Source organism: Aquimarina mycalae, from assembly GCF_029906345.1.
Taxonomy (GTDB): Bacteria; Bacteroidota; Bacteroidia; order Flavobacteriales; family Flavobacteriaceae; genus Aquimarina.
On sequence record NZ_JARYGY010000008.1, the window covers coordinates 107,679 to 132,775 of the forward strand.

General features: G+C 33.2%; 18 protein-coding genes. 13 read left to right on the plus strand and 5 right to left on the minus strand.

Going from position 1 to position 25,097, the window contains the following annotated elements:
• Position 1 precedes the first annotated feature (1 nt).
• Together QBK95_RS18685 and QBK95_RS18690 are read right to left on the minus strand one after the other, a co-directional pair.
• A complete protein-coding gene (locus QBK95_RS18685; protein WP_280936088.1) occupies positions 2-1,120 on the minus strand; it encodes a CapA family protein in 1,119 nt (372 codons plus the stop codon).
• A gap of 5 nt (positions 1,121-1,125) precedes the next feature.
• Positions 1,126-2,103, minus strand: coding sequence for a M23 family metallopeptidase (locus QBK95_RS18690; protein ID WP_280936089.1), 978 nt, complete (start codon positions 2,101-2,103; stop codon positions 1,126-1,128).
• Between the two features lie 173 nt (positions 2,104-2,276).
• On the opposite strand from QBK95_RS18690, the gene alaS reads away from it, so the two are divergent.
• Both alaS and QBK95_RS18700 read left to right on the plus strand, forming a co-directional pair.
• Entirely contained in the window at positions 2,277-4,907 is a 2,631-nt protein-coding gene (gene alaS / locus QBK95_RS18695; protein WP_280936090.1) for an alanine--tRNA ligase, read from the plus strand.
• Positions 4,908-4,931: 24 nt separating this feature from the next.
• Positions 4,932-5,882 (plus strand): GSCFA domain-containing protein, encoded by a 951-nt coding sequence (locus QBK95_RS18700; RefSeq protein WP_280936091.1) that lies wholly within the window; start codon positions 4,932-4,934, stop codon positions 5,880-5,882.
• A 32-nt stretch (positions 5,883-5,914) separates the two neighbouring features.
• On the opposite strand, the gene QBK95_RS18705 is transcribed toward QBK95_RS18700, so the two are convergent.
• Together QBK95_RS18705 and QBK95_RS18710 are read right to left on the minus strand one after the other, a co-directional pair.
• Positions 5,915-6,337, minus strand: a complete 423-nt coding sequence (locus QBK95_RS18705; RefSeq protein WP_280936092.1) for a hypothetical protein — start codon at positions 6,335-6,337, stop codon at positions 5,915-5,917.
• A gap of 192 nt (positions 6,338-6,529) precedes the next feature.
• A complete protein-coding gene (locus tag QBK95_RS18710) occupies positions 6,530-7,333 on the minus strand; it encodes a S24 family peptidase (RefSeq protein WP_280936093.1) in 804 nt (267 codons plus the stop codon).
• A 291-nt stretch (positions 7,334-7,624) separates the two neighbouring features.
• Between QBK95_RS18710 and QBK95_RS18715 the strand changes: the two genes are divergently transcribed.
• The 10 genes from QBK95_RS18715 (at position 7,625) to QBK95_RS18760 (ending at position 21,279) form a co-directional block, all read left to right on the plus strand.
• Positions 7,625-7,780 (plus strand): hypothetical protein, encoded by a 156-nt coding sequence (locus tag QBK95_RS18715; RefSeq protein WP_280936094.1) that lies wholly within the window; start codon positions 7,625-7,627, stop codon positions 7,778-7,780.
• A gap of 2 nt (positions 7,781-7,782) precedes the next feature.
• Positions 7,783-11,214 (plus strand): hypothetical protein, encoded by a 3,432-nt coding sequence (locus QBK95_RS18720; RefSeq protein WP_280936095.1) that lies wholly within the window; start codon positions 7,783-7,785, stop codon positions 11,212-11,214.
• A 138-nt stretch (positions 11,215-11,352) separates the two neighbouring features.
• Positions 11,353-13,230, plus strand: a complete 1,878-nt coding sequence (locus QBK95_RS18725) for a hypothetical protein (protein ID WP_280936096.1) — start codon at positions 11,353-11,355, stop codon at positions 13,228-13,230.
• A gap of 14 nt (positions 13,231-13,244) precedes the next feature.
• Positions 13,245-14,168: an HNH endonuclease signature motif containing protein gene (locus QBK95_RS18730; RefSeq protein WP_280936097.1), complete on the plus strand. Its 924-nt coding sequence runs from the start codon at positions 13,245-13,247 to the stop codon at positions 14,166-14,168.
• Between the two features lie 5 nt (positions 14,169-14,173).
• Positions 14,174-14,623, plus strand: a complete 450-nt coding sequence (locus QBK95_RS18735; protein ID WP_280936098.1) for an SMI1/KNR4 family protein — start codon at positions 14,174-14,176, stop codon at positions 14,621-14,623.
• 238 nt (positions 14,624-14,861) lie between these two features.
• Positions 14,862-18,095 carry a M14 family zinc carboxypeptidase gene (locus QBK95_RS18740; protein WP_280936099.1) on the plus strand — a complete coding sequence of 1,078 codons (3,234 nt, stop codon included), beginning with the start codon at positions 14,862-14,864 and terminating at the stop codon, positions 18,093-18,095.
• Between the two features lie 472 nt (positions 18,096-18,567).
• Positions 18,568-18,996, plus strand: coding sequence for a TIGR02594 family protein (locus tag QBK95_RS18745; RefSeq protein ID WP_280936100.1), 429 nt, complete (start codon positions 18,568-18,570; stop codon positions 18,994-18,996).
• Complete coding sequence (locus QBK95_RS18750) at positions 18,989-19,399, plus strand: phage holin family protein (protein ID WP_280936101.1); 411 nt, start codon at positions 18,989-18,991, stop codon at positions 19,397-19,399. Before QBK95_RS18745 ends, QBK95_RS18750 begins: the two co-directional genes overlap by 8 nt.
• A 192-nt stretch (positions 19,400-19,591) precedes the next feature.
• Positions 19,592-20,566 carry a hypothetical protein gene (locus tag QBK95_RS18755; protein ID WP_280936102.1) on the plus strand — a complete coding sequence of 325 codons (975 nt, stop codon included), beginning with the start codon at positions 19,592-19,594 and terminating at the stop codon, positions 20,564-20,566.
• A 92-nt stretch (positions 20,567-20,658) separates the two neighbouring features.
• Positions 20,659-21,279, plus strand: a complete 621-nt coding sequence (locus QBK95_RS18760) for a hypothetical protein (RefSeq protein WP_280936103.1) — start codon at positions 20,659-20,661, stop codon at positions 21,277-21,279.
• Between the two features lie 118 nt (positions 21,280-21,397).
• Here the strand turns inward: QBK95_RS18760 and QBK95_RS18765 are convergent, their stop codons facing one another.
• Positions 21,398-23,158, minus strand: coding sequence for an aromatic amino acid hydroxylase (locus QBK95_RS18765; protein ID WP_280936104.1), 1,761 nt, complete (start codon positions 23,156-23,158; stop codon positions 21,398-21,400).
• A 218-nt stretch (positions 23,159-23,376) separates the two neighbouring features.
• On the opposite strand from QBK95_RS18765, the gene QBK95_RS18770 reads away from it, so the two are divergent.
• The gene (locus QBK95_RS18770; protein WP_280936105.1) at positions 23,377-25,038 is read left to right on the plus strand and encodes a T9SS type A sorting domain-containing protein; all 1,662 of its coding nucleotides are present in this window, start codon (positions 23,377-23,379) and stop codon (positions 25,036-25,038) included.
• The last annotated feature ends 59 nt before the right edge of the window (positions 25,039-25,097 follow it).

Consider the following 25,097-nt stretch of genomic DNA (forward strand, 5'->3'; position numbering starts at 1 on the left):
ATTAGTCCTCTTTTTTTTGAGTAAATGTTCCGTCTTTATCAAAAACTAATTTGCTTTCAGGAAAATCCTCTTGCGTAAGTTTTTGAATCTCTTTTAGTGCTCTTTGTTTATCATCCATAAATGGATATACCTCATCTATTTGTTTTGCAGAATGAAGCTTCCCTTTGATAAAATTACCTTTAAGGTCTACTTCTATTTCTGCGATGGGTGCATACCCTTTAATTCCAGTTAAATTAAATCTAGAATACGTGCAAAAATTACCTAAGCTGTAAGCAATGAACTTATTATTATACACTTCAAAAGCTCTTGATACGTGCGGACCGTGCCCTAAAATAATATCTGCTCCCACATCTATGAGTGTATGTGCAAAAAGATATACGTTACCACGATCTTCTCCATAAAAACGTTCTGTTTTTCTGGGTACGTGTGTGTGATCTGCACCTTCTGCACCGCCGTGAAAAGAAACAATCACAATATCTACTTTTTCCTTTAGTGCTTTTACAATGTTTTTTGCCTTTGTTAAGTTATGAATTTTTACGCAATCTTTGTTTGGGGCAAATGCACAAAATCCATACGTGATTCCATTTTTTTCAAATATTGTAGATTCTTGAGCAAAAATACCCGCATAAGCAATGTTGTGTTTTTCCAGTGTTTTAGCGGTGTTTTTTATGCCAATTGCTCCAAAATCTCCTATATGATTATTAGCAATACTCATAACGTCGAATCCAGTTTCTTCAAGGTATTTGCCAAAAGATTCTGGAGATCTAAAAGAATAACATTTAGAAGGATCTGAACATCGTTTTGCATTTTCGCCTTCATCAGTTAATGTACCTTCCAGATTGCCGAAAAGAATATCTGCTTGTTTTAAAATAATATTGACATCGTCAAAAGGACCTTTGTTTTCTGGAGGCATATAACTTTCATTAGGAAAGTTTGTTGCCATCATAATATCTCCTACTGCCATCAGTTTTATACTTTTTGGAGCAGCAAGTTTTTCCATTTCAAGCTTAAAACCCTCAACGATCACAGTCATCGAGTCAATAACTTCTTTTGAAAATTTCTGTGCCTGTATTGTGTAACTAAAACCTAATAAAATTACAAAAAGAAGTGCTTTGCGCATAAGAGCTAGTCTAGAGTTTCGTTGATTAGAGAAGAAGCTTTAAGCATTTCGTTAAACTCTTCAGAAGTTAAACTTCCGTAGTAAAAATTACGCGGGTTAATACGATCTCCATCTTTAAATATTTCATAATGGAGATGAGGAGCAACAGATCTTCCTGTACTTCCTACATAACCAATCACATCACCACGTTTTACTTTTTGTCCTTTTTTTACATTGTACTTACTAAGATGTGCATAAAGACTTACGTAATTAAAACCATGATCTATTCTGATATGTCTTCCATAACCACTCGAGTTTGCATCTGCACGAGTTACAACTCCATTACCTGAAGCATAAATAGGAGTTCCAGTAGCTGCAGAGAAATCCATACCGTAATGAAATTTTCTAGCTTTGGTAAAAGGATCACTTCTCCATCCATATCCAGATGCCATTCGCTTAAGGTCAGTATTTTGTATCGGTTGTATTGCTGGTATTGTAGATAATAATTCTTCTTTTTGTTCTGCTAATTCTTTAATTTCATCTAATGAAATAGACTGAACCGCAATTTGTTTAGTTAGTTTATCAATTTGTTTTTGACTTTCGATAATCATTTCAGAATTATCATAACCTTCATATCCCTTATATCTATTTACACCTCCAAAACCAGCACCTCTTACTTCTTCTGGGATTGGTGGCGCTCCAAAATACAATCTATATATATTATCGTCTCTCTCTGCTATTTCTTCAAGAACTGCATGATCTTTCTTTAATTGTTTATTCATGAGCTCATACTGAAGCTTCATGTTTTCTAACTCTCTTTTATATGCTTTTTCTTTAGGAGTCTCTAATTGAGGGATGTTTAGATATATAATTAAAAGGAGTAAACCCGCTAATAATGAAGCAAGAAGACCTAAAATGGCAAAACCAAATTTGCGTCCTTTCTTTTGTTCAATTCTACGATAAGATAGCGTCTCGCTATCGTAGTAATATTTAACCTTTGACATAATCTAAAATATACTATTTTTGCAGGATATTAGCCAAAAATAGGCTTGTTTATACTTTGGGCTACAACAAATATAGTAAAATGTCGCAAAGTCCAGAAAAAACTGACAAATATCGATAGCTTATCTTGAGATAACTATTGGTAACTAACTGATACAAAATAAAATATAAAAAAATGAAATCCCAAGACATCAGAAACCAATTTTTAGAGTTTTTCGAATCTAAAAAACATAGTATAGTTCCTTCTGCTCCCATGGTGATTAAGGATGATCCTACACTGATGTTTACCAATGCTGGGATGAACCAGTTTAAAGAATTCTTTTTAGGCAATGGAGTTCCTAAAAATAATCGTCTTACCGATACCCAAAAGTGTCTTAGAGTTAGCGGAAAACACAATGACCTGGAAGAAGTTGGTATGGATACCTACCATCATACAATGTTTGAGATGCTGGGAAATTGGAGTTTCGGAGATTATTTTAAGAAAGAAGCCATTCAATGGGCTTGGGAATTGCTTACCGAAGTATACGGGATAGATAAAAACATTTTATATGTTTCAGTTTTTGAGGGTGCAAAAGATGAAAACCTGGAGATGGATCAGGAAGCATATGATTTATGGAAAGATATTGTTCCAGAAGATCGTATCATTATGGGTAATAAGAAAGATAATTTCTGGGAAATGGGAGATCAGGGACCTTGCGGTCCATGTTCAGAAATTCATGTGGATTTAAGATCTGAAGAAGAAAAAGCAAAAATACCTGGTCGAGATTTGGTAAATCAAGATGACCCTTTAGTAGTTGAGATTTGGAACCTTGTATTTATGCAGTTTAATCGTAAAGCAGATAGCTCTCTTGAGAAATTACCTGCGCAGCACGTAGATACAGGAATGGGTTTTGAACGATTATGTATGGCGTTGCAAGGTGTGAAATCAAATTATGATACAGATGTGTTTACACCGCTAATCAGAGAAATAGAAACAATTACGAATTCTAAATACGATAAAAACAGTATACCAACTGATGAAAATGGTAAAGTGAGTGTCGCTATTCGAGTAATTGCAGATCACGTGAGAGCAGTTTCATTTTCTATTGCTGATGGCCAACTACCTAGTAATACAGGAGCTGGATATGTGATACGTAGGATTTTACGTAGAGCAATTCGTTATGGGTTTACATTTTTAGATACTAAAGAACCATTTATCTATAAATTAGTAGATACGCTTAGTAATCAAATGAGTAATGCTTTTCCAGAATTAAAATCTCAAAAAAACTTAATCACTAATGTGATAAAAGAGGAAGAAAACTCATTCTTAAGAACATTAGATCAAGGATTGGTATTATTAGATAACGTGATCAAGAATACAAAAGGAACATTGGTTTCTGGAGAAAAGGCTTTTGAGTTATATGATACATATGGTTTTCCAAAGGATCTTACAGCTTTGATTCTATCAGAACAAGGATATACGTATGATGAAGAACGTTTTGATGTAGAATTACAAAAACAAAAAGACAGATCTAGAGCAGCTTCCGAAGTAAAAGCAGGAGATTGGGAAATATTGATTCCTAATGCTAAAGAAGAATTTATAGGATATGATCATACTTCTGGTAAAGCAAAAATATCACGCTATCGTAAAGTAAATAGTAAGAAAGATGGAGAGCTGTATCAATTAGTATTTGATCAGACACCTTTTTATCCTGAAGGAGGAGGACAAGTTGGAGATAAGGGATATCTGGAAGTAGATAATGGAGATGTAGTCTATATTGTAGACACTAAGAAAGAAAATAATTTAATTATTCATTTCACTAAAACATTGCCTAAACATCTTAATGAAACACATACTGCAGTAGTAGATGCAAAACAACGATTAAGAACAGCTTCTAATCATACGGCTACGCATTTATTGCATCAGGCGTTACGTACAATCCTTGGGACTCACGTAGAACAAAAAGGATCTATGGTGCATAGTGGAAATCTTCGTTTTGATTTTTCTCATTTTTCTAAAGTATCTTCGGATGAATTACAACAAGTAGAAGATTTTGTGAATGCCAGAATTCGTGAAAACTTGCCATTAGAAGAGCAAAGAGCTATTTCATATGATCAGGCAATTTCTGAAGGAGCTATTGCGTTATTTGGAGAGAAATATGGAGATGCAGTAAGAGCAATTCGGTTTGGAGAATCTATGGAGTTATGTGGAGGAATTCATGTGTCAAATACTAGAGATATTTGGCATTTTAAAATTACATCAGAAAGCGCTGTAGCAGCAGGAATACGACGTATTGAAGCAATCTCTAGTGATGCAGCGAAAGAATACTTTACTTCACAATCTGAAGCATACGGAGAGGTGAAGTCAGTATTGAAAAACGCAAAAGACCCTGTAAAAGCAATTACAACATTACAGGAAGAAAATACAAATCTTAAAAAACAGATAGAGGCGTTACTTAAGGATAAAGCTAAAAACTTGAAAGGAGATCTTAAATCAGCATTTGAAGAGATCAACGGAGTTCAGTTTTTAGCAAAAAAGGTAGATCTTGATCCTGCTGGAATAAAAGATTTGTCCTTTGAAATTGGTGGAGAAGTAGAAAATGCTTTTATGCTTTTTGGAGCAGATAATAACGGCAAAGCTTTGTTGTCGTGCTATATTTCCAAAAATCTAGTCGAAGAAAAAGGATTAAATGCAGGACAAGTTGTTCGTGAGTTAGGAAAATACATCCAAGGTGGTGGTGGTGGACAACCATTTTTTGCTACTGCTGGAGGTAAAAACCCAGATGGAATAGCAGAGGCTTTGGATAAAGCAAAACAGTACCTGTAATCATATCATACACCTTTGCAAAAGATGAACCTACAAACCAAAATACCGTTACAACCTCAGCAACCTAAGATTGATTATGAATCAGAGGTTCTTATGTTAGGTTCATGTTTTGCAGAGAATATAGGAAGTAAGTTTGAATATTTTAAATTCAAAACATTGATTAATCCTTTTGGAATACTTTTTCATCCTAAAGCTATTGAGACTTTTCTTTGGATGGCAACACAAAAGGAAGCGTATACCGAAACAGATTTATTTTTTCATAACGAACAGTGGCATTGTTTTGATGCACATTCTAAACTTAGTAGCCCTAATCAAGATCAGTTACTTCAATCACTGAATGATGCTTTAAAAAATACATTTGTAAAGATTCAATCTGCTTCTCATATATGTATCACTTTAGGAACTGCTTGGGTATATCGTTTGCAAACGCTGGATATGATTGTGGCAAATTGCCATAAAGTTCCTCAAAAAGAGTTTAAGAAAGAACTTTTATCCATAGAAGAGATTAATCAATGTTTGCAAAATAGTATTGGTCTGATTAAAAGTTTAAATCCAGATGTCAAAATTATATGTACAGTGTCTCCAGTCAGACATAGTAAGGATGGTTTTGTAGAAAATAATTTAAGTAAGTCACATTTGATTGCTTCAATTCATAAAACTATATCAGAAGTTAATAATTGTAGTTATTTTCCAGCTTATGAGATTGTAATGGATGAGCTTCGAGATTATCGATTTTATGATAGAGATATGATTCACCCTAACAATATAGCTATAGACTATATATGGGAGATTTTTAAGCAAACTTGGATTTCTGATAATACCTTAATCACTATGAATAAGGTTAAGGAAATACAACATTCACTTTCTCACCGACCTTTTAATCCTAGTAGCCAACAGCATCAGTTGTTTCTTCAAAAATTAGAAAGCAAAATTAAGCGATTACAAGAGCAATATTCTTACATGGCTTTTAACTAGTTTGTAGATAAATATGTTAGTTTTTTGTTTGATTAATTGGGTAATAAATCGAAAAGAAGACAAAGAGTTCCATTTAATATATTTCCTGCAAAAGAGTCTTGTCCATAAGGGTTGTCCCAACTTCTCATAAAGTAATTATTATTCGTTAGCGGGTCGAATAAAGAATTATGATCAAATGCGTTTTTGGTTCGTATAACTTGTCTGTTTTGGTTGAAAAAACCAAACGAAGGGTAGCTTTCAGAAGAGTTAAAGAAAACTACATATGTATTCTTGAACTTCATGTTAGAAATGTTACTAATATCTATTTGATTTAATTTAGTTACTGGAATAGAATCTATAATTAATGTTTTAGTAGTCTTCTGATGACTTAAAGATGGAGCTTGTATAGATTGAGAATATATCGAGTGTGCAAAGAAGAACAGTATTGCGAAAAATAAAATTTTAGAATAATTCATAATTCAGGTCGTTTTAGTCTGATTTTAATGCATCAAAAATTATTCCGTAAAATAAATAATCTTTAATGTTAACCTATTGATTTTAAAAGACACTAATCATTAGGATAGGTATATAAGTATAAAAGCTTTATTGTGAGGTTTTTTTACGTGAGATCGGGTATTAATCTATATTGGTTGTGCCCGATCTTTATTTTAATTGTTTCTCCTTAGCTCTTCTTCTAGTACAACAATTTTAGTTTCCAGATCATGTAATCGATCATATACATCTACTGGTTCGGGCATTTGTTTAGAAGCAAACATAGTAACATACCAAGCTTCCATGATTTCTTCAGAATTAATGGTGTATGTTGGGTAGTTGCCATCTTTGTTATCTGATTTAAGAATAAGTTTTCCACGTTCCTCAATTCTATTAATAACTCTTTTTAATACAATACCATCATTCTTACTCACAATAACATAAATTCTTCCATCTTTAATATCGCTCAAGTCCTCTACATATTTACCAAAAACCAAATCCCCGTCAAAAAAAGTACGAACCATAGAGTTTCCTTGTACTTCAAAACATCTAAATGTACCATTGGTAAGATGAGGCATATTAAAAGAAGGTAAGGTCTCTATAAAATCAGTATCACCATATCCATCCAGATATCCAGCTCTTGCTTTGATTGGAACATATACTACATTCTCATCACCTTCTTGATTTACAGCAACTACTTGAGGAATTCCACCATATGTTTGAATTTCTTGCTGTTTTTGCTTCAATAGTTCATTGCTTTTACCAAAAAGATACTCTGGATCAATGTTAAACTCATCAATGATGCGCTCTAATAAATCATATCCAGGTTTGGTGCGTTTTCTTGAACCGTCAGATTGTAGTCTTCCTGTGGTAATACTATCTATAGTTGTACTTGTGACTCCTATCTTTTTAGCAAAAGAATGGTTGTTTAAACCAAAAAAATCTATTATTTCCCTAATTTTTATGTCGATTTCTACCATTTTCTTCAATCTTTTTGTTAAAAACATATGATGAACAAATATTTAAACATTTTACAGAATATATCTGTATTTTGTTGTGTAATTCTGTAAAATGTTGTATATTTGTGCTGTATTTAGTTGCTAAAATACGAAAAAGAATTAATAATCAAACATTTGTGTTATTATCATTGCAACATTTTCAGGTGAACTAGTATAAGACGTCGTGCTAAAATCACTTTAGACGGTTAACTATTCAAACAAAAGTTTGAATAGGGTGGTGTTTCTGTGTCTAATTTAAAATTTAAAAGACCTATGCAACGAAGTAAACTGTTATTAGAAAAGCGTAAACAGTTTGTTCAGAATTATGTCGAAAACAATTCAGAAAAACAAATGAAAGTCATTGTCGAAGAGTTGATAAATCAACTCTTCATTTCAGAAAAAACAATTTATAACATTTTAAAAGACTAAACATGAGTCAAAACATTAAGAACACATTATACAGATTTGTAACTATGCGTTCTCCAGAGTTAATTGGGGATCAGGAAAAAGCGGATGGATTTATTAGTTATCCATCTGCCTCTGCGGATAGCGCAATCATTTCAGCTGCTCGATCCTCAGAATCTATTGATATATCGACGGATGCTCTTGTACAGGCAGTCACAACTTATGTCCCGAAATATCCTACTATTGATGATCTTAAAAATGCAGTACCAAATCTAGCAGATTTTGCCAAATGGTTAATAGCAAATAGAACAAAATTAACAGTGTCACAGACAGATGCGAAAATCACTGAATTAGGCGTAAAAAAACTTACTAATAGTCAGTTATTAGGAGTCTGGGATGATTTACATCATAGTATTTTGACTGATGGATCTCCATATTTGAGAGATTTATTATTGTCCCTGATTGTTGCAGATTTTTTTGTTAAAAAAACTGTTGAAATAGAAAAAACAGATGAATCATATAGAAAAATAGCACAAACTAGAGTTGTGATTGATAAGTCGTTATTCAATCAGGTGGCTAATCCAATAGATCCTCGATCCGATCAACCATTGATGGCAAAGGATTTTCAGAAGGAAATGGATATTGCAATGGCTACTGAAAAGAATGAATCGTTACGCACTATTTTAGCAGAAGTGAAGCGCTCTGAAGCTTTTTATATAAAAGAAAATCAAAAAGCTCAAGAGTTGTATCAAAAAAAGTATAATGATCAGGTTCAACAAGCGTATGCAGATGCTACGGTTATTGATAAAGTGATCGAAGATGTTGATACAGGCAATAATATAGCTATTAAAGAATATGAGAATTTAAAACTTCCAGAGTACGATTTTACTGAAACAAATGAATTAGAGAATCCTAAAGTTCTGAGTTTACTGAGTGATAATTCAAAACGTTACATTGAGAGTTTGAAAACTGATTTTTTGGTAGATTCTCTAGAAGAAGTAAAAGAAATTCTTACACAGGAAATAAAGAAGAATGATGAAATCATTTCAGAAAATACTGAATTAGGAACAAAACAGGTTAATCTTTTAGGAGCAACGCTTCCAGTTGTAAATAATTCTAAAGGTGATGATTTTACGTATAGCTGTTGTGCCCTTGGAGATATCGAATCCAATAGGTATTCTATTATTATGACTATAAAGGTTCCAGATTCAAGTTTAGATGTAGCAAGTACACTATATCATGTAAATTTTGCAGACGGGACCAATAATACTAGTGGAGCTTTTACTCAAAGGAAATTTAATAATAGTATATCTCTTACATTATCAAGAGGGATTTTAATCAATAAACCGCTTTCAGGATTTAAAGGAGATATTACTTTTTCGAATGGAGCTAAATATAAATTCGATGTCCCTGGATTTAGTACAAATAGATGTTCTACGGGAACATTGACTTTAATTTCTGGAGGAAATCCTGGAAGTTCTGATGATGAAGTGCCAAGTGGTTTTGGGATTCAACGTTTAGGAATAGCAGATTATCGTAAAGTAGAACAAGAAGTTTGTTGCTATGTTCCAGGCGAGGTTTCTCATATTGAGAATATTATGGCTCGTGAGTATAAAGAAAAGTCTACAAGAAGGTTGCGAAGACAAGAAGATACTTTAACTACTGCGACAGAACAAGAAACAGAAACTTTAACAGAAACAACTTCTACAGGTCGTTTTGAGATGAATCAAGAGATTGCTAGTGTAATCGCTAAAGATCAGTCTTTTGCAGCAGCAGCAGGAGTGTCTTATTCTAATGCAGGTTTTAATGCTAGTGCTAATGCTAGTTACGCCAACAATACAAGTAAAGAAGAATCAAATCTTCAAGCTGTAAGTCAGGCAAAAGAATTAACCGAGAGAGCATTAGATCGAGTGGTACAAAAAGTACGACAAGAACGTGTAACCAAAGTAGTCGAGGAATACGAAGAAAATAGTTCGCACGGATTTGATAATCGTAAAGGTGATAAACATATATCAGGTGTATATCGTTGGGTAGATAAAATTTATAACAATAGCATCCTGAATTATGGAAAGAGATTGATGTATGAATTTATGATCCCTGAACCAGCTGCTTTTCATGATGAAGCGGTAAGATTAAAAGGAGATGTTGATGCTGAAGTATTAATAAAACCTGTAGATCCTAGAGTTTCAGGAGCATTTAATCTTTCTAATCCAGCAAAAATAAATGATAGTACCATTGCACATTGGGCTGGAGTTTATAATGCAGAAGTGGCTAGTATTGATAGAAAAATAAAAGTTTCAGAATCTTTTAGTGTTAATGGCAGTACTTATTTAAGTGCACATAATTATCCAGGAGCAAGTAACTTTAATATGAGAATTCCTGAAGGTTATAAAGCTACATACGCTAATATGGATGCAGGTTTTGTTTTTGTTCCAAGTCGTGTAGAATATACATATGCCACAGTATCTGTAGGTGATTATCATTTTACAAAAGGAGGAGCAAGTTGGGATGAGAAACGAAGCTTCGTTTTAGGAGGTATAGAAAATGAATTAGCAGTTTCTGTTTCTGGTGCTGATGTAGGAGGAATTCGTGTGAATGTAGTAGCGCATTGTGATATAACTGATAAAGCGCTTAAGGAATGGCAACAACAATCTTTTAATGCAATCATTGAAGCATATGAGATTAGATTGGCTGAATATGGAGCGAAAATTGCTGAGCAAAGAAAACTGCAGGAAGAAACCTTTAAGACCAATCCAGGATTTTATCGTCAGATAGAGAAAACAGTACTTCGTAAAAACTGTATAGCTTATTTGCTTGGGAATGAAAACCTTGGGAAGGATATGATGCTGGAAAGAAATAAATTGGGCGAAATGAGGCCAGATTATACGAATGATAGACTAGATGCATATGCAGCAAAAGTTAAGTTTTTTGAACAAGCTTTTGAATGGGATATCATGAGTTACCAATTTTATCCTTTTTACTGGGCAGCAAAATCTAAATGGAGCGGCAAATATATTGTGGAGAATAACGATCCGTTATTCAAAGCTTTCTTGCAAAGTGGCATGGCCAGAGCAATTGTAACGGTACGTCCAGGATTTGAAGAAATGGTGAATTGGTATCTGGCTACAGGTCAAATTTGGAATGGAGGCCAAGTGCCAACTATCGATGATGAAGAGTTTGTATCAATTGTAGAAGAACTTCAGAACCCTGAAAGTACAGTAGAAGAAACTTGGGAAACACGAGTTCCTACTTCTCTAACGGTAATACAAGCTGGATCGATTGGTCTTAACGTAGAAGGGTTGCCTTGCGATTCGGATTGCGAAGATTGGTCTAAGTTTGATTCAGATCTCAATCCTATTCAGCAAACCAATGAATTGATTGGTGGTAATGATGATACTTCAGATGCTAGCGATGTTGGTATAGGTGTAGATACTGTTGGTGATACACTCGTATCATAATCTCATTGAAAACATAAGGAAATGGTGAATTATAGAGCCTGAAAAATGGTTTGCAATTCACTGCATACAGTGTTCCTATGCTTAGGGATAGGGATGCTGTATGCCTTAAAAAAAATATTAATACAAAAGAAAACAATTATGTATGCATATGAATATGGTGTTAGGAATTTTGATAAAAAATACCAACCATTTCCCAATATTACCGTTTTCAATGATAACATCGAGATAGTAGATCAACAGAAGACGAATTATATAGATCAGTTTGTATATAAACAGGTTACGCTGGATGAAGTAAGTCCAGTACTTGCACGTTTGGTGCCATCTGGAATTACATACTCTGATCTTTTTGTAAAAGAATATTTTCAAAAATTTGGTCAGTTTACTAGCACAGGTGAAACTCGAAAGATTATTGGACTTCCTGTAGAGAGAGAAGTTTTTCAGTTTAAAGGTGCTTATTTTGTGTTCAACCCAGAAATTACCATTCTGGATGAAGTAGAGGTCATTGCTAAAGGAACAGGAAACAGAGCTAAGTTTCCGCCAGATCTTACAACACTTAATGAACAATTGAAAAATTCACAATTGTCGGTCATACTCTTTATTACCAAAGATGGAGTGAAATTAGAAAGGACCTATCAGAAAATAAATCAATTTACAGATAATGAAATAGTGTTATTTCTTGAGAAAGACGACGTGTATAATGTCTTTGGCTCCGTAATGAGAGTGTCTTCTGGAAGTAAAATTACAGAAAAAACTAAAATCCCATATAGAGATATTGCTAAGTTAAGTAAGACCTTTGAGATTGGGATACGGACTAAAGATGTAAAAGAAGTATTACAAAGTCATGTAAAAAATAAGGATAGTGTTTTTTATATCATACGAGATACACTGTTAAAAGGTGTAAGTGTTACTCAAATCCCTGTGAATTATGCTTTAGAAAAAGTTTCAGATGCAATGGATGTAGTATCCAAAGGTATCGAGGACAACCTGAAAATAGGAAGTAAATATTGGAAAGCTTATGATAAAGAAGGAAATGAGAATCCTAAATATACTCCACTATTTCCTGTTTTTGAATCTCTTAAAGAACTAGAAGAGCTGAATAAAAATGCTGATTATAGTCAGGTGTTATCTGGGTTTACCGAAAAGTTAGATGCCTTGGAAACAAGCTTGCTGTCAGGAATAGAAGAGATTCCACTTGATATTATTCGTGATTATGTGAAAAGTAAAGTTGAGGTTCTATTCGATATCATTGGTCAAGCAAAAGATTTTTTGAAAGAGATTGTTAGCACCTTTATATCATTAGCTAATGGAGCTTTTGTTTTTCTAAATGCTTTTTTAGTTGGGTTGCTTAATAGTTTGGTGGATGTGATCAAAGGAATTTTTGATCTAATTGGTTTGATCTGTAAAATAGTGGTTGGATTAAATAAAGCTCAGGAACAAATTGCAAAAACTCCAGCTTCTATGTTTAGTCTTTTTGTAGAGCTGTTTGAAAATGCATTAGAAAGTACTTTCAAGCTTTTTACAGTAAAAAACATCAAAGCCTTTTTTAAGTTTATGACGTCTTTGTTTGTTAAGTTTATCACTTCACCACCTTCGATTTCATTAGATAAGTTAGGATACGGAATTGGATATTTAATTGGGTTTGTTATTGAAGAAGTCGTATTTGCGATTTTAACTGGTGGTGCTAAAACTGTGGCCGAGGCCCTAAAACAAGCTGCTAGATTATATGGATCCTTGCTAAAAGGAACTTATAAAGCTGTAAAAAAGACGGCGCAATTTGGTATTGACGGTGTTTTAGCAATAATCAAACTCATTCAGGAAAAAATAAAAAAATTCCCGAAGTTATTGGATGACCTAGGAAAATGGTTGGATGAACTCTTACAAGTTGGCAAGAAAGCAATTCAGGATGCTTATAGAACATTGTTAAGTATTCAGGAACAACAACTATTGAAAAAAATGGGCTTTACACCAACTAAGTTTGATAATGGAATATTAACTCTTTGCACTTTAGGCAAGTAATCCCAAAACATAATATGAGAAAATGGTTTAATAAACTTCTCAAGTTTTGGGAAGTAAAACAAGAATTTACAAGAATAAGGTTTAATCTAACCCAAAATCCATATTTAAGAATTATTTATAAAAAAGACACAAGCATAACGTTAGGTTGTTTTGGTATAATTTTAAATGGTAAAGGTAAAAAGGTTCTTAACTGGAAAGGTGTTACAGTTTTTACAGAAAAGAGAGGAAGTACTATAAAAGGATTTTTAAAGCAAATATATGAAAGTACTACCCGAAAGGGAAGAAGTCTTGAAGAGTTTATGGATGAACTTATTTTTACGTTTAAACTTTCTGGAAAAACGATTAAATTTGATAAAAAAATAATTCAACTATTAGCTGGTAGAAATTTAAAAATTGTTAAAGGTAAAGGAACTAAAAAGTATTTAGATATAGTAGATCAAAAAGGAGATTTGCGATTTAGAGGAGCTCCTGATGAAATTGAAAAATATGCTAAGAAAATTTCTAAGTCGAACAATGAAGTTTTAAAAGATCTAGATGCGATAGTTACTAAATCTTTAAAAAGTAAACAAAAATATGACCCTCTCAAAGAAGCATTATTTAAAAGAGGAATTAAGATAAAATCAAGTGTAAGAGGTTTAGTGCCAGATTTTAGAAGCAAAGTTAAGTATTTGTATAAAGGAAAGTCCAAATATGGCAATATCAAAATTAAATTAACTGGTGTTGATGCTCAGGATTTCAAGGCCGCAAATAAGATTGCTAATTTAAAGAAGACACCTGCTAAATATACTTGGCATCATTTAGATGATTATGATCCTATAACTGGAGAGTGTACAATGCAACTCGTTGAAACCAAGGTTCATCGATGGAGTTGCCCGCATAAAGGAGGAGCAGGATTGTGGTCTGATTTGTTTAAAATAACGTATAAAGACAGAAAATAAAGAATATGAATACTATAAAAATATCGGATAGTGCAGAAAATATTTCAGCTATTGAATTTCAAGCTTTTGAGGATGAGTATAAGCTAACTCTTCCTGATGAATACAAACAATTTATTTTGTCAAAAAATGGCGGATATCCAGACTTAACTCTTTTTGTTAATGAGAATGATGATGAATTTGTGATAAATAGTTTTAGTTGTATAAATTTTGAAGATGCTGATGTTGTAAGTGTTAACGATTCTATACTTACTCATCAAATAGAAGAAGATAATATTCCTAAGTATTTATTTCCTTTTGGATTGGATGCTGGAGGAAATGATTTTTGTATATCTCTGAAAAAAGAAGATTATGGTAAAATTTATAAATTTTACCAAGACGGAAGATCTCCTGAAATGGTATATGTAGCACAATCTTTCCAAGTTTTTATTAATGGACTTAAGTTGGATGAAGAGTAATTGTTTTCAAGATATTGAATAAAAAATATAATTTCAAACCGCTCGAATTGAGCGGTTTTGTTTCTTCTTTTTTGATAGTTAATCTATTGATAAACTGGAGTATAGGTTCTTAAAAAGATCTGTTGTTCTATTCTGGTTTTGTTGTTTTTTCCCCTATCTTTATAATTATTAAAACCAATTTAATTATAAAGATCGCTACTTGACCAAAGTATGTAGCACACAAACACTCTTAAAAACCATGAAGAAAAAACTAACACTTGCCTTATGGGTCTGTATGATCCTTGGTACCTCATTATTTGCGCAGCAAACTCAAAAAGAACGAGCTATTGAATATCTAAACCTGAAAGGAGAGGTGATATTTGATATTGTAATAGATACCCCTTCTCAATTACAAACACTTACTAAAGGTTTATCCATTGTTCATTACGATGAAGCTACTAGAATAGTAAAATTAATGGCTAATCAAATTCAATTTGATCAGTTTTTACAAAAAAATATTCCATTTACCACTACAGAAAAAGATAATATTATAGGATATAGAACTATGACATCCGATCTGTCAGTTAAAGCAGCTACATTTCCATTAACTGCATATCCGACTTACTCCGATTATGTAGGTATGATGAATGATTTTGCTACCAATAACCCTTCAATATGTAAACTAGAAAATATTGGTACAACAACAGAAGGAGATAAAGCACTGCTTTTTGTAAAATTATCTGATAATGTAAATTCTGACGAACAAGAACCAAGGGTAATGTATACATCCTCTATGCATGGAGATGAAATAGCTGGATATCCAATGATGTTGAATCTAATCGATTTTCTGCTAACTGCATACAATGACAATACAAATCCAAGACATGCAGAAATAAAGCAGTTATTAGATAATAATGAGGTTTGGATTAACCCTTTAGCTAACCCTGATGGTACCTATAGAAATAGTGCTAGTAATACTTCTGTAGCCAATGCTACAAGAGGAAATGCTAACAATGTAGACCTTAACAGAAATTATCCTGATCCTGATGACGGAGCCAATCCAGATGGAAATAGTTATCAGACAGAGACGCAACATTTTATGAATTTTGCAGCATCAAAGCATTTCGTATTATCTGCTAATTTTCATGGAGGAATTGAGTTAATCAACTATCCTTGGGATACCTATGCAGGAGCGCATCCTGATGAGGATTATTTTATTCATATATCAGAAGAATATAGAGACTTCTGTCAGCAAAACAGTCCAAACGGATACTTCGATGATCGCAATAATGGAATTACAAATGGATTTGCCTGGTATGAAGTGCAAGGAGGACGACAAGATTATCAAATATATTTCCAAAAAGGAAGAGAAGTAACTGTAGAACTTTCTAATGCCAAAACACCAGCAGCTAGTCAGCTAGTTAATTTTTGGAATTATAATCAAGAAGCTCTTATCGGTTTTCTAAAACAAATAAATTATGGGATACGAGGAGTTGTAACAGATGCAGTGACCAATCAAGCGATCGATGCTAAGGTAACAGTAGTAGGAAAAGACGCTTTTGAGACCTGGACTCCTACGGAGTTGCCAGAAGGAGATTATTACAGACCGATCAAAGCAGGAACTTATACATTGGTGTATGAAGCAGAATGCTATGAATCAAAAACAATTACAGGTGTTACTATTGTAGACGGTCAATCTGTAACAAGGGATGTGCAACTAACTCCAATAGGAGCAGTAGCACCTACAGGATTGATAGCATCTTCTGTACAATCTACTAGTGCAACCATAAGTTGGTCAGGAAGTGCAGGAGCAACTTTTGATGTAAGATATAGACAAACTGGTACAACGAATTGGACAGTAGTTTCAGTAGCAACCAATACCACTAGTCTTTCTGGTCTGATTTCTGAGACGGTATATGAAGCACAGGTACGAAGTATATGTGCGGGAGCAACAACGTCACCATATAGTAATTCGATATCTTTTACAACTTCAGAAGTGCCTGCATGTGCTGGAATTTCTACTTTTCCCTATTCAGAAAGTTTTGAATCTGGCATCGGAGTGTGGACAAATCCTGGTGGTGGTGATATTAATTGGACTCGTGATAGTAATGGTACTCCATCCAGTGGAACAGGACCTTCATCTGGGGAAGAAGGCTCTTTTTATATGTATACAGAAGCTTCTGGTAACGGTAATGGGTATCCTGGAAAAGTTGCATTATTTAATAGCCCTTGTATAGATCTTGGAGTTTTAACAGGAGCAACATTAGAGTTTGGGTATCATATGAACGGTACTAATATGGGGTCTTTGGAGGTGTTAATAAGTACCGATGACGGAGCAAGTTACAATGCCGTTTGGAATAGAAATGGAAGTCAAGGAAATCAATGGAATCAAGCTTCAGTAGATCTTTCTCTCTATGCTGGGTCAGTAATTAAAATTCAGTTTAGAGGCACTACAGGAAATGGATTTAGAAGTGATATAGCTATTGATAATCTTAAGATTATTTCTACTACACCAGATACACAAGCACCATCTGCTCCAACAAATTTATCAGCATCCAATATAACAGGAACGACAGCGGATTTATCGTGGATTGCAGCAACCGATGATGTTGGAGTTTCAGAATATGAAATTTACCAAGGAACTTCTCTTGTAAGTACTTCCTCTTCAGTTAATACAACTGTAAGTGGATTAAATCCGAGCACTACGTATACTTTTACTGTATTGGCTAAAGATGCAGCAGGAAATAGTTCATCGTTTAGCAATGCTGTAACTATTACAACTACAGATGTTACCATAACCTATTGCGATAGTCAAGGTAATAATGTAAATGATGAGTATATCGATTATGTAGGACTAGGAGGTATTGATAATACCTCTGCGGCTAATAGTGGATATACAGATTACACAAATATATCAGGAAACGTATCTTATGGACAAAATACTATTATATTAAGTCTTAATTATACAGGAACCGTGTATACTGAGTATTGGAATGTTTGGATTGATTACAACCAAAATGGAACTTTTGATGGCTCTGAATTAATCGTTTCTGAGTCAACTCGAAGTGAAGCAAATCAATCGTATGATTTTACTGTGCCTTCTAATGCATTGGCAGGAACAACCAGAATGCGAGTTACTTTAAAGTATAATGCAACCGCAACGCCTTGTGAAACCTTTACCTATGGAGAAGTAGAAGATTATACAGTGAATATTGGTGGAGCAACTGCAAGAAGTGCAAATACTATAATCAATTTGAATTCAAAAGAACCATTTCAGTTATATCCGAATCCCGTAAGAGATGGGGTTTTGTTTGTACAAGGAATCTCGAATAAACAAGCTATTATTACAATTTATAATTATGCTGGACAAAAAGTTATTAATACAACTGCTAAAAAAGGAAGTGTTGATGTAAGAGGTTTATCCAGCGGTTTGTATCTTTTAGAGGTAGCGGATACTTCTGGTAAAAAAATCAAAAGATTCGTAATACAATAAGTAGATTTTACAAAAAAAATATACAAAGATTTCTAAAAAGCTCAATACCAGATTGATTGTCTGGGTTGAGCTTTTTTTATAATGTAGAATAAAAAAAACAGGGGATTTTTACTCCCGTAGTTGCAGTAAGTAAAGGGCTGATTTCTTTCCAAAAACTTGGTGTATTCGTATATTTGTATACGCTTTTCAACGCACTGTAAATCATTGATTTTTAATGACGGATTGATGATAAAAGTGCACTAACAGTTTACTGTAATTATGTACAAAAATAGATTAGATTTTTAGGTTCCTGCAGGTTTATAATTAAGCCTAAAAAATCTTGACTATTAAGGTACAATGAACCAAGTTCCGAATAATTATTGTGATTCAAAAAAAATCTCCCAAAGAGACTTAATACAAAAACGTGTTCAAGAAAATAGGTTGTTTTGAATAATAATAATTCATGCGGAAGTAATCAAAAACATTTTTACGTATGAGTATTTTAGAAATGGCGCTATCACAGTATGGCGTTAAGGAGATTAGTGGCTCCAAAGATCATCCGCAGATCGTTTCCTACTTTAATGAATTGGGTTTTAACGGTGCGCAATTGCATGATGAAACTGCTTGGTGCAGTGCATTTGCTAATTGGGTAGCAAAAAAATCTGGATATTCTTTTTCTGGTAAACTTAATGCACGAAGTTGGCTTAATGTTGGTCAATCAACCAATACTCCTGATGTAGGAGATGTGGTAGTGTTATGGAGAGAAAACCGAAGTAGCTGGAAAGGTCATGTAGGTTTTTACATTAAAGAAACTAAAGGATTTGTGTATGTTCTGGGAGGTAATCAGAATAATAGGGTATGTATTCAAGCATATCCCAAAAATCGAATATTAGAATATAAAAAATTAATTAAACATGGATAAAATTATAAGTATGACATTTTGGTTGCTTACGATCCTATCGCCAGTTCATGGTGTAATGATAACAATGGTCTTCTTGATTTTGGTAGACTTTATTACAGGTTCGTATGCATCTTATAAGAATAAAATTCCGATAAGCAGTCAACGAATCGGTAATACGATCTCGAAATTTTTTATCTATAACCTAGTGATCCTTGCATCATTCTTATTAGAAACCTTTATCGTGGATGAGGTTCCTTTTCTTAAGATTATAGCTGGATTTATTGCGATCACTGAGATAAAATCTATTTTAGAAAACTTCAATAAAATTTATGGTGTGGATCTCTTTAAGGCTTTAGTAAGTCTACTAAAGATAGGAGGTCTTTCAGAAACTATAAGTAGCCTTTCTAAAGAAGGTAAAAAATAAAGAAAGGTAAAAAATGCTGTCGCTTCTTTGGTTCCCTCTTCTTTAAAACTACAATACAAAAATAAAAACAATCCTGAAAAATGTGTTACGCTTATTAAGCCGTGATAAGGATAGTTATGTGGTAAAATAAAGATGTGAGATGACCTTGAAGAGGCAGCTTTTCAAAAAAAATAATTTATAAAAAAAATAAGAATGATTATAAAAACGAAAGAAGAATTAAAATCATACTTCGAAACGGGAGATGTTCCTACAGAAGAACAATATAGAGAATTAATCGACGGGTTTTATCATAAAAATGATGGTAAGATTATTAAAAAAATACTGGATAATGCAGATGATCCTGTAGTAATTGAATTTAATGACGGAACTACTTTAGATATCCCAAAGTTTTGGGATATGGATCAAGTACACGGGTTATTAGATGCTTTGACTAATAAAGTAACTGTAGAGACTAACAAAGGGTTGTCTAGTAATGATTTTACAAATGCAGAAAAAGAGAAATTAGCATCCTTATCTTCAACAGGAGGTAGTGTAACTGTTGATGGCGTTTTGTCTGCTAGCTCTATTAATCCAGTTAGGAATAATACAATTTTATCTGCATTAAATAGTAAAGTTTCCAATACTGAAGGAGCATATAAGGCATTAAAAAACTCTGTTTTAAAACATGATGTAAGAACATATGCCAATGTGAAAATTGATGAAATCACCTTTGATAAAGATTTTATAGAAGTAGATAAGCTTCAGGATATCGATGGAAAAGTGATCGGAAGTTTTTTCTTTGTAAAAAACGTTTATTCATCTTCTACGGGAGCATTTGCTTATTTTAAAAATAAAGGGAAAATTAAAGTTCGAGCCAATAAATATCCTCTCTCTTTTATTGTTGATACAACCAAAGAGACATTTGTGCATAATGGATATACAGGATATAGAATGATATCATTTAGTGGACCTGTTACCAATAAACTCTTAGAAGAGGTTTCTTTAAAGTTTGAATTGATTCAGGTAGATACTGCTAATACAGAAATAGCATCATTAAAGGATCGAGCGATTGAGAATATAGACATTGTAAATGGATATCTACAATTAACTACAGATTCTAATCCTAGAAAAATAGTTGCTCAAATTTCTCTAAAAACGTTAAAAATAGCTTTAGATAAAGTATTGTAGGTAAGATAGGTTTTAGCTAATGCTTCCATAAAAGACCAGGTTGTTATAGAATGCAATCTGGTCAATTGTCTAATTTTTAAACTCTAAATTAAATGTTGTATAAAATATCAAGTAATAAATCGTTGTTGCTCATTGTGATAGTGTTGTTTGTTTATATTTTGGCACAAAGACAATGTGGTTCTAGAAATATCGCAGTGCCAGAGAAACCACAAATAACCATTGTAAAAGACACCGTATACCAGGTTAAAATTGATACATTTTATCTTCAAACAACAAAGTATAATACGGTGTTTGTACCCAAAATTAATAATGATGATGACGTTATGGCTAGTGTGAGAACAGAACAAGAGATTTCTCAGGCAGAAAAGCATCTCTATGAAGAAGCAAGAACCTACACTGATACATTATATAATGAAGATATTGAAATCTATAGCTATAGTTTGTTAAAAGGAGAGTTGTTAAAAAACAATCTTTCTTATAAGCTTAAAGTGCCTAGAGAAATTAGAACAACGACCACTATAGAACATGCGTCAAAATATAAAAGTGGCTTATATGGTTTTGGAGAAGTTGGTGGTAATCAAAATCAATTCAATAATATAAGCCTTGGTTTGCAATATAATCGAAGAGGAAAATGGTTTGTAAGTTATCGGATGAATTTTAACCAATTATCTAATGTGACTCATAATATAGGTATCGGAATCCGAATCTATTAAGTTAAATATGAAACATAAAATAGATAAGAAAACCCAGTCATTTCAATATGCTTTACTATAAAAATCAAGTAGTATTGACCGAGTTGGTTTTCTTATCTATTGAAATTACTAATACAAATCAAACAATTAGGGTATTTTGATTTATAATATCAATGCCACTATCGATTAGGTGTTTAATTGAAGGTTTGTTTGTTTTGATATTTTCTAAATGCTTTAGAATACGATCGGCAAAGTTTTGATCTCTATCATAAACCAATTCGTAGATTTCAATAGGTAATAACCAATCTTCAGAATGATCCTTTTTTATAATCTCAAAAGCTGCTTCGAGAGAGAATTTAGTATGTTCGCCATTTCGTACATTTTTGACGGCTAGATATAAAGAATGTAGCTCTTCCTCTTGCGCAGCGTACGTTCTTTTTATGGTATTCATATCTGGATTATGTGTGATCATGTCAAATGAATAATCATCTGCTGGTCCAGAGAAAGCAGATACGATTTCTTTTCCTACTGCTAGGTCAAAAGTTCCCCATTCGGGTTTAAATAAGTATTCATCTCTGTATTTGATAGTACACTCTTTAAATTGAATCAGAATGAGTTCTCCTTTAATATTTCGCATTCCCGTAATATTTATTCCTGCAATCGTAATCCCGCTTTCGAATTCGAATTCAATATATTCACCATCATAAAAATTATAAGCTTTTAGATCTCTAGGAGACATATTTTCGATAGCTAGATTAATTCCTTTTAATTTTCCAAGAGGAGATCTAAACCCGTTTGGATGTACATCAATACCTTGGCCAATTAATTCTTTTTCTCTAAAAGAAAGAGCTGTAGGACCATCAGTTTCGAAATAAATAACTTCGTTATCTTCATTTTTAATCATTCTTGTAAAAACTCCAGAAACCTGTAAACCTGTACTTAGTTCTATGGTACCAAGATTTTGAGATTCAATCAATTTTGCAAGACCGCGATGCCCTCCTTTTCGCAATGCCATGGTATCAGCAAACTCCTCTAAAACCTGACATAAATATGCAAAATCGGGAGTTACAAATAATTGAGGTTGAGGTTTTGTAATGTCAAAATCCTGAAAAGCAGCATCAGGAGTATAAGATAGTTTTTTAACATTATCAGTCATGCACCATTCGCTTTCTCCAATAGAAGAAAGTAGTCCTGCTCCATATATTTTGGGGTCATCAACACTACCAATAAGCCCATATTCTACAGTCCACCAATGTAAGTTACGAATCAAAGCCATTTCTGAAGGCTCGGATTTTAGGTTTTGTAATGCAGAAACTTTCTTTTCTGCTTCCTCGATTTCCTCAATATTTGTATCAGGAGATTCTTTAAGAATCGAAAGTGTACGAACAGCTTCGTACATATCATAATCTTTTTTTGAAGAAATAGCTTTACAACCAATTTTTCCAAAACGACGTAAATATTCAGCATAATCTGGATTGGCAATAATGGGAGCATGACCTGCAGCTTCATGTATGATATCTGGAGCAGGAGTGTATTCTATATTTTCTAGCTGTCTGATATCCGAAGCAATTACGAGAATATTATATGCCTGAAACTCCATAAAAGCATTTGGAGGAATAAAACCATCTACAGCAACAGCAGCCCAACCAATTTCTTTAAGAATTCGATTCATGCCATACATGCTTGGGATTTCATCAATAGAAATCCCTGTTTTTTTTAATCCATTGAGGTATGAATTATGTGCAACTTTACTTAGCGAAGCAATGTTTTTTCGCATTACATATCTCCATACTGCTTGGTCAATCGGAGTATATTCTTCGTAATTCTGAGGTTTGATAAACTGCTTTAAATGTGGAGGTAATCTATCAAGTAAAGGATTAGATTCTATTTGTAATGACATTTCGGGATCAAATTTTTAACAACAAACTTTTAGTATCGAAATGTACTAGTTTTACTGCTAAGATTAGAAATAATTAACTAATTTTGTTAAGATAATGTAGGGTTTAGGGAATATAAACTGTTATTGTAATAAGGATCTTGTATGATTTTGTAAATTGTACGGATTTTATAAGTATTAAACGATATTGAATTAACTTAAATATATCACACACTTTTGTTATGAAAAAAATTATTTTATGTGCTATTGCATTTGTGTTTTATGGAGTAGTAAGCGGTCAGATTACTAATGAAAAACCAAAGAGTTTTGACTTAGAACTAAAAAACAGTATACCTGTTGTAGAAATGCCTTCTTTTGATCTTAAGAAACTTCAAAAAGAAGATGCAATCAATGATTTACAAGTAAAGCCATATAGATTCGGATACGAATTTGAAGTGGATTTGGGACCAGAAAATTCTGGAGTATGGGATGAGTTACCAAACGGAGATAAGGTATGGAGACTTAATGTACATTCTAAAGGAGCAAATACAATAAATTTTATCTTCGATTCTTTTGAATTATTAGAAGGAGAAGAAGTGTTCTTGTATAACCATGATAAATCTTTTGTTCTAGGAGCATATACTAGTAAAATGAACAATGAAAATAAATCATTGGGTACTTGGATTGCTGATGGAGATATGATTACGGTAGAATATTATGTACCTTCAAGTGTCAAAGGAAAAGGTAAATTCCATATTGGATCTGTAGTTCATGGATATAGAACTGTGAGTAATTTTGAAGCACATCAAAAACGACTTAATGATTCAGGAAACTGTAATCTAGATGTCAATTGCTCTATAGGAAGTGATTTTGATGGAATTAAAGATAAATTAAAAAAAGGAGTAGCGCTTATCTTGAATGGAGGAAGCGATTGGTGTTCTGGTACTTTGATTAATAATACTAGTAATAACAAAGCGCCATATCTGCTTACAGCAAATCACTGTAGCGGAAGCGAAGCGAATTGGTCGTTTAGATTTAATTGGATAAGTACTAATACAGTTTGTGCTACTTCTACAAATAGTATTGATAATGGTCCAAGTAATTATTACCAAGTAACTGGTGGAGCAACTGTTTTGGCAAAAAACCAAGAATCTGATTTTAATTTGATTCGAATTACAGGTGGATTAGATGACGCTTGGGATTTAGAATGGGCAGGATGGGATAGAACAGATAATTTTCCAACATATGTAGTTGGGATTCATCACCCATCTGGAGATATTATGAAGGTTTGTAGAGATGATTCTCCAGTGACCAAGGTAAGGCAGAATGCAGGTGGATCATCGCCACAAGCAGAAACTTGGGATATTACTACAGTTGGATCAGGTTGGGATCAAGGAGTTACTGAAGGAGGATCTTCGGGTTCTGCACTGTATGATCAAAACGGTAGAGTAATAGGACAATTATATGGTGGAACAGCAGCATGTTCAGGAACTAATGATAATGGTCAGCATGATTATTATGGAAGATTTGCAACTTCTTGGGATTTTGGTACAACAAATAGTACTAGACTTTCTAATTGGTTAGATCCCACAAATACAGGAAAAATGACCTTAGAAATGTTGTCTCAAGAGATACTATTAAATGTTGATGATGTTGATTTAAAGGAGGAGAATATAGTTTTTTATCCGAATCCTTCTAATGGGATATTGAATGTTGCTAATAATACAAGTAATAAATTGACCTATAAGGTGTTTAATATTGCAGGTCAGAATATAGGATCAGGAGAGATCGTTCAGGAAAATGATACTGTGGATATTTCTTCAAGTGCTAATGGTATATACTTTATAAGTGTAACCAATGAAACTAATAATTCAAGCTTTTCAAGAAAGATTATAAAGCAGTAATATTATTTCTATTTATAAAAGAAAAGCGACCTGTTTTTAGATAAGTCGCTTTTCTTTTA

Excerpts from the sequence above, each read along its gene's own strand:
- QBK95_RS18730 (WP_280936097.1), top strand. The coding sequence starts at position 13,245 with ATGAGAAAATGGTTTAATAAACTTCTCAAGTTTTGGGAAGTAAAACAA.
- QBK95_RS18720 (WP_280936095.1), top strand. The coding sequence starts at position 7,783 with ATGAGTCAAAACATTAAGAACACATTATACAGATTTGTAACTATGCGT.
- QBK95_RS18725 (WP_280936096.1), top strand. The coding sequence starts at position 11,353 with ATGTATGCATATGAATATGGTGTTAGGAATTTTGATAAAAAATACCAA.
- QBK95_RS18735 (WP_280936098.1), top strand. The coding sequence starts at position 14,174 with ATGAATACTATAAAAATATCGGATAGTGCAGAAAATATTTCAGCTATT.
- QBK95_RS18690 (WP_280936089.1), bottom strand. The coding sequence starts at position 2,103 with ATGTCAAAGGTTAAATATTACTACGATAGCGAGACGCTATCTTATCGT.
- QBK95_RS18700 (WP_280936091.1), top strand. The coding sequence starts at position 4,932 with ATGAACCTACAAACCAAAATACCGTTACAACCTCAGCAACCTAAGATT.
- QBK95_RS18765 (WP_280936104.1), bottom strand. The coding sequence starts at position 23,158 with ATGTCATTACAAATAGAATCTAATCCTTTACTTGATAGATTACCTCCA.
- QBK95_RS18715 (WP_280936094.1), top strand. The coding sequence starts at position 7,625 with ATGCAACGAAGTAAACTGTTATTAGAAAAGCGTAAACAGTTTGTTCAG.
- alaS (WP_280936090.1), top strand. The coding sequence starts at position 2,277 with ATGAAATCCCAAGACATCAGAAACCAATTTTTAGAGTTTTTCGAATCT.
- QBK95_RS18750 (WP_280936101.1), top strand. The coding sequence starts at position 18,989 with ATGGATAAAATTATAAGTATGACATTTTGGTTGCTTACGATCCTATCG.
- QBK95_RS18710 (WP_280936093.1), bottom strand. The coding sequence starts at position 7,333 with ATGGTAGAAATCGACATAAAAATTAGGGAAATAATAGATTTTTTTGGT.
- QBK95_RS18770 (WP_280936105.1), top strand. The coding sequence starts at position 23,377 with ATGAAAAAAATTATTTTATGTGCTATTGCATTTGTGTTTTATGGAGTA.
- QBK95_RS18740 (WP_280936099.1), top strand. The coding sequence starts at position 14,862 with ATGAAGAAAAAACTAACACTTGCCTTATGGGTCTGTATGATCCTTGGT.
- QBK95_RS18760 (WP_280936103.1), top strand. The coding sequence starts at position 20,659 with ATGTTGTATAAAATATCAAGTAATAAATCGTTGTTGCTCATTGTGATA.
- QBK95_RS18685 (WP_280936088.1), bottom strand. The coding sequence starts at position 1,120 with ATGCGCAAAGCACTTCTTTTTGTAATTTTATTAGGTTTTAGTTACACA.
- QBK95_RS18745 (WP_280936100.1), top strand. The coding sequence starts at position 18,568 with ATGAGTATTTTAGAAATGGCGCTATCACAGTATGGCGTTAAGGAGATT.
- QBK95_RS18705 (WP_280936092.1), bottom strand. The coding sequence starts at position 6,337 with ATGAATTATTCTAAAATTTTATTTTTCGCAATACTGTTCTTCTTTGCA.
- QBK95_RS18755 (WP_280936102.1), top strand. The coding sequence starts at position 19,592 with ATGATTATAAAAACGAAAGAAGAATTAAAATCATACTTCGAAACGGGA.